Raw genomic sequence first — 8,311 nt, 5'->3', positions numbered from 1 at the left:
TCGCCGCGCTCACCGGCGACACGGACGTCTGCCGTGAATGGGCCGCCACAGCTCGGTCGTACGGCCTCGCCCATGGCCTGGGTCTGCCCGCGGCCCTCGCGCAGTGGGCGCTCGCCTTCCTGGACCTGGGCAGCGGACGCTTCGCCGCGGCAGCGGCCCGGTTACGGGCGCTGGCCGGATTCGGTTCCGGTCACGGTCACCCGGGCGATCCGCCACCTGGCCACCCGCACTGCGTCGAAGCAGCCGTACGGACCGGCGACACCCGGATCGCCCGGTGGCCCACGCCGACTACCACCACTGGGCCTCCGTCGTGGGCAGCGCCGACGACCTGGCCCTGATGCCCGTTGCCACGTGCTCCTCGCGCCCGGCGCCGAGGCCGTCGAGCACTACCGCAGCGCGCTCGCCCTGCACGGCCGAGGCACCCGCGACTTCGAACGCGCCCGTACAGAGCTGCTGTTCGGCGGCGCGCTGCGCCGACTGCGCAGCCGTACGGAAGCCAGGGACCGGCTGCACAGCGCGCTGGAGGCGTTCGAGTACTTCGGCGCCCCGCACTGCGCGGACCGGGCCCGCGCCGAACTCCGGGCCCCCGGAGCCCCCGCGGAACCCGCGCCCTCCGGCCCCGACGGCCCCACCGCCCGACTCACCGCACAGCAGCTTCTGGTGGCCAGGATGGCCGCCGAGGGCGTCACGAACCGCGAGATCGCGTCCCGCCTCGCCCTGACCCCCGGACGATCGACCACCATCTGCGCGGTGTGTTCACGCGGCTCGGCATCCGGTCCCGGATCGAACTGGTGCGTCTGCTCGCCGAGAAGGCGTGACGTCTCAGACGCGTTCCCGGAAGGACACGCCGTCCCACGTCCCGCCCAACTCGGAGGCGAGCCAACTCGGCGCCGACGCACGGAAGTCCGCCGGTGTCAGTGCCCCGGACCCGGCCGGCAGCGCCCCCAGGAGCGGCGCTCCGGCCACCTCCGGCAGATCCGCCACATTGCAACGCGAGGCCAGATCAGGCGTCTCGGGCCAGCTCCCGATCACCACACCCAGCAGGTCAAGCCGCCGGGAACGCAGTTCACGGGCCGTCAGTTCGGTGACGTTCAGGGTGCCCAGACCCGCCGACGCCACCACCAGCACCGGCGCCGCCAGCAGTTCGGCGGCGTCCGCGAGTGTGCCGCCCTCGTCGTCGAAGCGGACGAGCAGTCCGCCCGCGCCCTCCACCAGCACCAGGTCGTGCTCGGTGGCCAGCTTCGCGGCGGCCTCGGCGATCTCGCGCGGGCGCACCGATGGCAGGCCCGCCCGGCGCGCCGCCGTCGCCGGGGCCAACGGCTCGGGATAGCGGGCGAGTTCAGCCGTCGTCACACCACCGGCGAGCCGCGCGCACTCGCCGGCGTCCCCGCGCTCGTCCGGCCGTAGCCCCGTCTGCGCGGCCTTCAGCACAGCCACCGTCTGCCCGGAGGCGAGGGCCGTGGCGGCGACGGCGGCGGTCGTGATCGTCTTGCCGATCTCCGTGCCGGTGCCCGTGATCACCAGAACCGTCATCTCAGCCCTCCCGCGCCGCCGCGCACACCGCACGCGCGATCCGCGCCAGGTCTGCGTCGCCCGTGACATACGGCGGCATCGTGTAGATCAGATCGCGGAACGGCCGTACCCACACGCCCTCGCGCACGGCGGCCGCCGTCGCCGCCTCCATGTCCACCGGGTGGTCCAGCTGGACCACGCCGATGGCACCGAGGACGCGGACGTCACGGACCCCCGGCAGCACAGCGGCCTCGGCCAGCCCCTCCCGCAGTCCCGCCTCGATGCGCTTGACCTCCGCGAGCCAGTCCTGGCCGAGCAGCAGCTCGATCGAGGCACAGGCCACCGAGGCGGCCAGCGGATTGCCCATGAACGTCGGCCCGTGCGCGAGCACCGGCACCTCGCCCCGCGAGATCCCGTCGGCCACCCGCGAGGTGCACAAGGTGGCGGCCATCGACATATAGCCGCCGGTCAGCGCCTTGCCGACGCACATCACGTCCGGTGTCACCGCCGCGTGCTCCGCGGCGAACAGGGCGCCCGTGCGCCCGAACCCGGTCGCGATCTCGTCGAACACCAGTAGCACGCCGTGCGCGTCGCACGCCTCGCGCAGCACCCGCAGATACGCGGGGGAGTGGAACCGCATCCCGCCCGCGCCCTGTACCACCGGCTCGACGATCACCGCGGCCAGTTCATCGGCGTGCCGCTCGATCGCCGAGCGCAGCTCGTCCGCGTACGACTCCTCGTAGTCGACGGGCGGAGGCCCGACGAAGACCTGGCGCTGGAGCAGGCCGGTCCACAGTTCGTGCATCCCGCCCCGGGGATCGCACACCGACATCGGCTGCCAGGTGTCCCCGTGGTAGCCGCCCCGCCAGGTCAACAGGCGCTGTTTCGAAGGACGGCCGAGCGAGCGCCAGTACTGCAGGCACATCTTGACCGCGACCTCGACCGACACCGACCCCGAGTCGGAGAGGAACACATGCTCCAGACCGACGGGCGACATGCCGACAAGGTGCTTCGCCAGGCGTACGGCGGGCTCGTGCGTGAGCCCGCCGAACATCACATGGCTCATCCGGCCGAGCTGCTCGCGCGCCGCCTCGTTGAGCACAGGGTGGTTGTAGCCGTGGATGGCCGACCACCAGGACGACATCCCGTCGACGAGCTCGCCCGAACCGTCCGCGAGACGCAGCCGTACTCCGCTTGCCGACTCCACGACCAGCGGCTCCTGCCGGCCCGGCATGGGACCGTACGGATGCCACACATGCTTCCGGTCGAGGTCCAGCAACTCGGTCACGCTCAGGTCAGGCATTGGGCGCAAGGTCCGTTCCGGCACCTCGGCGGCGCACGGCGACGAGGCCGGTGCGAACCTCACCGGGCTCGGCCTGCTCGGCGGGTGCGGAACCGCAGCCGCCCTCGGAACCACACGCACTCTCGGAACCGCAGCCGCCACCCGCCCGGTGCTCCGGCAGCGTCACCTCGTCGGCGCCCTCGATCTCGAACCCGGCGTCCGCGATCATGTCCAGGTCGGCCTTGCCCGCCTGGCCCTCACTGGTGAGGTAGTCGCCGAGGAAGATCGAGTTGGCCAGGTGCAGCGCGAGCGGCTGCATCGTGCGCAGATGGACCTCACGGCCGCCCGCGATGCGCACCTCGACGTCAGGACAGACGAACCGCACCATGGCGAGGATCCGCAGACAGCGCTGCGGGGTGAGGTGCCACTCCTTGGCCAGCGGGGTGCCCTCGAAGGGGATCAGGAAGTTGACCGGCACCGAGTCCGGGTCCAGCTCGCGCAGCGAGAAGACCACGTCCACCAGGTCCTCGTCGCTCTCGCCCATGCCCGCGATCAGACCGGAGCAGGCGGACAGACCGGCGGCGTGTGCCTTCTGCACGGTGTCCACGCGGTCGGCGTAGGTGTGGGTGGTGGTGATGTCGCCGTAGGTGGCCTCGGAGGTGTTCAGGTTGTGGTTGTAGGCGTCGGCGCCCGCCTCGCGCAGCCGCTCGGCCTGGCCGTCGGAGAGCAGCCCGAGGCAGGCGCACACCTCGACGCCCTCGTTCTCGTCCTTGATCGCCTTGATGGTGTCCGAGACCCGGTCCACGTCACGGTCGGTCGGACCGCGCCCGCTGGCCACCAGGCAGACGCGCTTGGCGCCGCCCGCGAGCCCGGCGGCTGCCGCCTTCGACGCCTCGTCGGGCTTGAGCCAGGTGTACTTCAGGATCCCGGCGGTCGAGCCGAGCCGCTGCGAGCAGTAGGAACAGTCCTCCGGACACAAGCCGGACTTGAGGTTGACGAGGTAGTTCAGTTTCACCCGACGGCCGAACCAGTGCCGGCGTACCTTGCCGGCCGCGGCCACCACATCGAGCAGGTCGTCATCGGAGGTCGCGAGGACGGCCAGGGCCTCCTCGCGGGTCGGCAGCTCGCGCCGCAGCCCCTTGTCCAGCAGCGTGTTCAGCAGGTCCATGAGAGCTGATCCTGTCCTAAGGAGTGGTCCCCGGCCAAGGAGAGTTCGTACAACTCGGGCGCTTCGACGTGTGGGTATTGCCACACCCTGGGTGCCTGGTCGTCCCGCTAGTGTCTGTGCGCTGCCTACAAAATGCCCGGAGGACCCATGGCGTTCGGCTGGATCGACGAGCAGGCGGAGCTGCGCCGCCGCGCCGGACTCGTACGGACGCTGCGCCCCCGGCCCGCCGACTCGCCGCTGCTGGATCTGGCCAGCAACGACTATCTGGGTCTGGCCCACCACCCGGAGGTCACCGAGGGCGCGGCCCGGGCGGCGCGGACCTGGGGCGGCGGCGCGACCGGCTCCCGGCTCGTCACCGGTACGACGGAGCTGCACGGCGAGCTGGAGCGCGAGCTGGCGGACTTCTGCGGCTTCGAGGCGGCGCTGGTGTTCTCCTCCGGCTACGCGGCCAACCTCGCCGCGGTCACCGCGCTCGGGCCGCACGGCTCGCTGATCGTGTCCGACGCGGGCAACCACGCCTCGCTCATCGACGGCTGCCGGCTGGCGCGCGGTACGACCCAGGTGGTCGCGCACGCCGAGCCGGACGCCGTGCGCAAGGCGCTCCAGACGCACGACGGACCGGCCGTCGCGGTCTCCGACACCGTCTTCTCGGTCGACGGCGACGCCGCCCCGCTGGCCCGGCTCGCCGAGGCGTGCCGGGAGTACGGCGCGGGACTCGTCGTCGACGACGCGCACGGCCTGGGTGTGCTCGGCGACGGCGGCCGGGGCGCCCCGCACGCGGCGGGGCTGGCCGGGGCCGACGACGTGGTGGTCACGGTGACGCTGTCGAAGTCACTGGGCAGCCAGGGCGGTGCCGTGCTCGGTCCGGCCCGGGTGATCGACCATCTGGTCAACGCGGCACGGACGTTCATCTTCGACACCGGCTTGGCCCCCGCCGCGGCCGGTGCCGCCCTCTCGGCTCTGCGCCTGTTGCGGCGGGAGCCGCAGAGGGCGGCGCGGGCCCGTGCGGTGGCAGGCGAACTGCACGCCCGTCTGACGGCCGCCGGCCATCAGGCGGTACGTCCGGATGCCGCGGTCGTCTCGGTGCGCGCGCCCTCCCCGGAGGGGGCCGTGCGCTGGGCGGCGGACTGCCGGGCGGCGGGCCTCGCCGTGGGCTGTTTCCGACCTCCTTCCGTCCCCGACGGCATCTCACGGCTGAGGCTGACCGCCCGGGCGGACCTCACGGACGGGCAGATCGAACGCGCTGTACGGGTCATCGGCGAGACACGACCATGAGTCGGCGTGACACGGCCCTGCCGCCGCGGCTGGCGAACTGATTGAAACTGATCGGAACTTAACCGGAGTTTGATCGGAACTGTCAGGACCGGATCGCGGCCGTGAAGTCCGCCCAGCTCTCGGGGGAGAAGAGCAGCGCGGGCCCGGCCGGGGCCTTGGAGTCGCGCACGGCGAGCAGTCCGGCCCAGGGACCGGTCAGCGGCCGAGCGGTCTCCACGCAGTTGTTCGCGCCCGTGCTGTAGCTGCTGCGCAGCCAGCGCACGTCACGCAGATCGGTACTGGAAGGTACGTTCCGAGGCAGTGCAGACATGGTGCCTCCTTACGCGCCGTCAGCTATCCCGGCGATGTAATCCAACGATTCCTCGGGCGAAAGGGCGTGGATCTGAAGGGTGGTGAAGGCCTCCGTGTACGCCTGGAGGTCTTCTTTCCGTTCGAGGTAGAGGCTACTCGTCAAGTGGTCGAGAACAACCACATCCAGATCAGAAGTGCGCGAAAATGAGAAGACAACGAAAGGCCCGGTGATACCGATGTGCGCCCCGGCCGTGAACGGCAGGACCTGCAACCGCACTTGCGGCAAGCGCCCCGCCTCCACCAGCCGCCACAGCTGTCGGGACATCACCCCCGGACCGCCGATCTCCCGGCGCAGCACCGCCTCGTCCAGCACGGCGCTCAGCTCCAGCGGCGGCTCCCCGCGCAGCACGTCCTGCCGGGCCAGCCGCACCTCGACCAGCGCGTCGAGCCGTTCGTCGGTCTCGTCCAGGCCGCCCACCGCGACCCGGGTCACCGCGCGCGCGTACTCGGGCGTCTGCAACAGCCCCGGCACCACGGAGGTCTCCAGGGTGCGCATCGCGCTCGCCTGGGACTCCAGACTGATGAAGTCCCGGTAGGTCGGCGGCAGCACCCCGCGATACGCATGCCACCAGTGGTGTCGTCCGGCGCCGTCGTCGGACCCCGCCAACACCAGGAGCAACTCCCGTAGTTGGGAGTCGGCGACACCATAGGCGTCCAGGAGTAACCGCACATCGGCCGGTTTCACCCCGCTGGCGCCGGTCTCGATCCGGCTCACCTTCGACTGGTGCCAGCCCACCAGACGCGCCGCCTCACCGCTCGTGAGCCCCGCGCCGGTGCGCAACGCACGCAGTTCGGCGCCCAGCTTTCGGCGGCGTACCGCGGGACCGTGCTGCATGCGCTACTCCTTACTCCAACCGGGCCGCCCAAATACGGTCTCGCGTAGCAGAGTTCACCGCTTTGAGCGACAGATATATGCATATCTTGGTGGATCGCCACCGTGACCGGCGCGGTAATGGCAGTCTGGCGGCGAAGCACCAGTCCGGGACCGTACTCGAACCATCCGCTCCGTGTCGGACTGCGGTCCCGTGGGAAAGGGACGATGTCGCCATGGCAGACCATCTGGAAGCATCCGTCACTCTGCCGAGCGATCCCGCCTCGGTCTCCGCGGCCCGCGGCTATGTGGTCAGCACCCTCGTGGAATGGGGCCTGCCGGCGGAGACGGACGAGGCCGACACCATCCGCCTCATCGTCTCCGAACTCGCCACCAACGCCGTACAGCACACCCTCGGCCAGTCACCCACCTTCACGGTGGACATCGAGCTCCACCATGACGAACAACTGCGCATCGGGGTCACCGACAGTCACCCGCGTTTCCCCAAACGCCTGCCGGCCGCCGTCCAGCAGGACAACGGCCGGGGTCTGGTGATCATCCGCTGGCTGACGGCCGAGTGCGGCGGCCGCCTCAGAGTCAGGCCCACCCGCGAGGGCGGCAAGACGGTCTCCATCGAACTCCCCTGGACCGTCCCGGCCCGTCCGGTCACCACAGTGGTCCAGCAGGAGCCCTAGGGGGTGTTTTGAAAGTCCCGCACAGCACCCACGGCGCCCGGCACGCACCCTCGCCGCACCGGCCAAAGACCCAAGTACGTCCAGTACGAGGGCCTTCGTCCGGCACGCCGAGGGCACGCACCGAACACCGCGGGCACCGCACAGGACTTTCAAAACACCCCCTAGCACGTCCGAAACGGCGCCCGAGCGCCTCGCGGCGGCAGCCTGAGCGCCCGTCAGGGCGGCGGCGTGTCAGGGGACGCCGCCGCCCGTCGGGGCAGCCGGTCAGCGCACCCGGCCGTACCAGACGCTCTTGGTCCAGATCTTCTGCAGCCTCACCACGTCCCCGGACTTCGGGGAGTGCCAGAGCTTCCCCTTCCCGGCGTAGATGCCGACGTGGTAGATGTTCGACCCCGAGTGGAAGAACACGAGGTCGCCGGCCTTGCGACTCTTGGCGGAGATGTGGCGCGTCTTGTTGTACTGCTGGGCCGCCGTACGTGGCAGCTTCTTGCCCGCCTTCCTGTACGAGTACAGCGTGAGCCCGGAGCAGTCGAAGCGGTTCGGTCCGACAGCTCCCCACTTGTACGGGGAGCCCTTCTTGGAGGCCGCGACCTGGAGCGCCTTCGTCGCCGGTGTGGCCGCCTCCGCTTCGGCGGAGAGGCCAGGGGCCACGATCGAGCCGCCCACGGCGGCGATGGTGAGAGCCGAGGCCGTACCGGCACGGGCCATCAGCGACGGGACACGATTGAGCGCAGTCATGCGCAACCCTTCGTCAGCCGCCTGTGAAGGATGACCTGTCGGATTCGGGCTGGCGAAGTTGCCCGGCCGCGATGCGGCTTCACCCCAAGGGCTGCTCGGCACGGACATCCGTGCCGGCGACCCGTCGTGCTCGGGTCCTCCACTCCTGCCGATCCACTCCTGTCGACCGGTCATCCGGGCGGCGGCAGGACTCGGCGTCCGCCCGGACCGCCCCGCCGCTGTGGCGGGGGCTTGTCGTCAGACAGGGATCTTGGCTCACGGATGTCCGAAAATCCCAACGGAACCGGGGATTTGTGGCGTTACTCACCACTCACCCGTTCGGGTGGAGGCTGCTCCGTTCGAACTAGCGTCGAGGCGCCGGGGGATGCCCGGACCAGCAGCGGAAGGTCTGTTTCGGTTCTGAGCCCGGATCCACCGGCTGATGTTTCCGAGGTCCGATTTCTCGCCGAGGGCTGATGGTGGTGTGGGGGACGGGTTCG

At 70.8% G+C, this 8,311-nt stretch carries 8 protein-coding genes, 1 pseudogene and 1 riboswitch; of the genes and pseudogenes, 3 read left to right on the top strand and 6 right to left on the bottom strand.

The window, feature by feature from the left end; genetic code table 11:
• Positions 1–818, top strand: a pseudogene (locus RMT89_RS39200) (LuxR C-terminal-related transcriptional regulator); the annotation flags it as partial.
• A gap of 4 nt (positions 819–822) precedes the next feature.
• Here the strand turns inward: RMT89_RS39200 and bioD are convergent.
• From bioD to bioB, 3 genes are read right to left on the bottom strand one after another with little or no spacing between them, the layout of a single operon-like run.
• Complete coding sequence (bioD, locus tag RMT89_RS39195; RefSeq protein WP_315888535.1) at positions 823–1,533, bottom strand: dethiobiotin synthase; 711 nt, start codon at positions 1,531–1,533, stop codon at positions 823–825.
• Position 1,534: 1 nt separating this feature from the next.
• Positions 1,535–2,815, bottom strand: a complete 1,281-nt coding sequence (locus RMT89_RS39190; protein WP_315888534.1) for an adenosylmethionine--8-amino-7-oxononanoate transaminase — start codon at positions 2,813–2,815, stop codon at positions 1,535–1,537.
• Positions 2,808–3,962, bottom strand: coding sequence for a biotin synthase BioB (gene bioB, locus RMT89_RS39185; RefSeq protein WP_315888533.1), 1,155 nt, complete (start codon positions 3,960–3,962; stop codon positions 2,808–2,810). Before bioB ends, RMT89_RS39190 begins: the two co-directional genes overlap by 8 nt.
• A 147-nt stretch (positions 3,963–4,109) precedes the next feature.
• Here bioB and RMT89_RS39180 point away from each other — a divergent pair, with 147 nt between their 5' ends.
• On the top strand, positions 4,110–5,237 hold the full coding sequence (locus RMT89_RS39180; RefSeq protein ID WP_315888536.1) for an 8-amino-7-oxononanoate synthase: 1,128 nt from the start codon (positions 4,110–4,112) through the stop codon (positions 5,235–5,237).
• An 82-nt stretch (positions 5,238–5,319) separates the two neighbouring features.
• Here the strand turns inward: RMT89_RS39180 and RMT89_RS39175 are convergent, their stop codons facing one another.
• Positions 5,320–5,547: a DUF397 domain-containing protein gene (locus RMT89_RS39175; RefSeq protein WP_315888532.1), complete on the bottom strand. Its 228-nt coding sequence runs from the start codon at positions 5,545–5,547 to the stop codon at positions 5,320–5,322.
• A gap of 9 nt (positions 5,548–5,556) precedes the next feature.
• Positions 5,557–6,423, bottom strand: a complete 867-nt coding sequence (locus tag RMT89_RS39170; protein WP_315888531.1) for a helix-turn-helix transcriptional regulator — start codon at positions 6,421–6,423, stop codon at positions 5,557–5,559.
• 212 nt (positions 6,424–6,635) lie between these two features.
• Here RMT89_RS39170 and RMT89_RS39165 point away from each other — a divergent pair, with 212 nt between their 5' ends.
• Positions 6,636–7,094, top strand: a complete 459-nt coding sequence (locus RMT89_RS39165; RefSeq protein WP_315888530.1) for an ATP-binding protein — start codon at positions 6,636–6,638, stop codon at positions 7,092–7,094.
• Positions 7,095–7,358: 264 nt separating this feature from the next.
• On the opposite strand, the gene RMT89_RS39160 is transcribed toward RMT89_RS39165, so the two are convergent.
• Entirely contained in the window at positions 7,359–7,832 is a 474-nt protein-coding gene (locus tag RMT89_RS39160) for a C40 family peptidase (RefSeq protein WP_315888529.1), read from the bottom strand.
• 3 nt (positions 7,833–7,835) lie between these two features.
• A riboswitch (cyclic di-AMP (ydaO/yuaA leader) is annotated at positions 7,836–8,039 on the bottom strand.
• Positions 8,040–8,311: the final 272 nt, after the last annotated feature.

It is taken from the genome of Streptomyces sp. P17 (genome assembly GCF_032436805.1).
In the GTDB taxonomy this organism is placed as follows: Bacteria; Actinomycetota; Actinomycetes; order Streptomycetales; family Streptomycetaceae; genus Streptomyces.
This window is presented reverse-complemented; position numbering and strand designations above follow the sequence as displayed.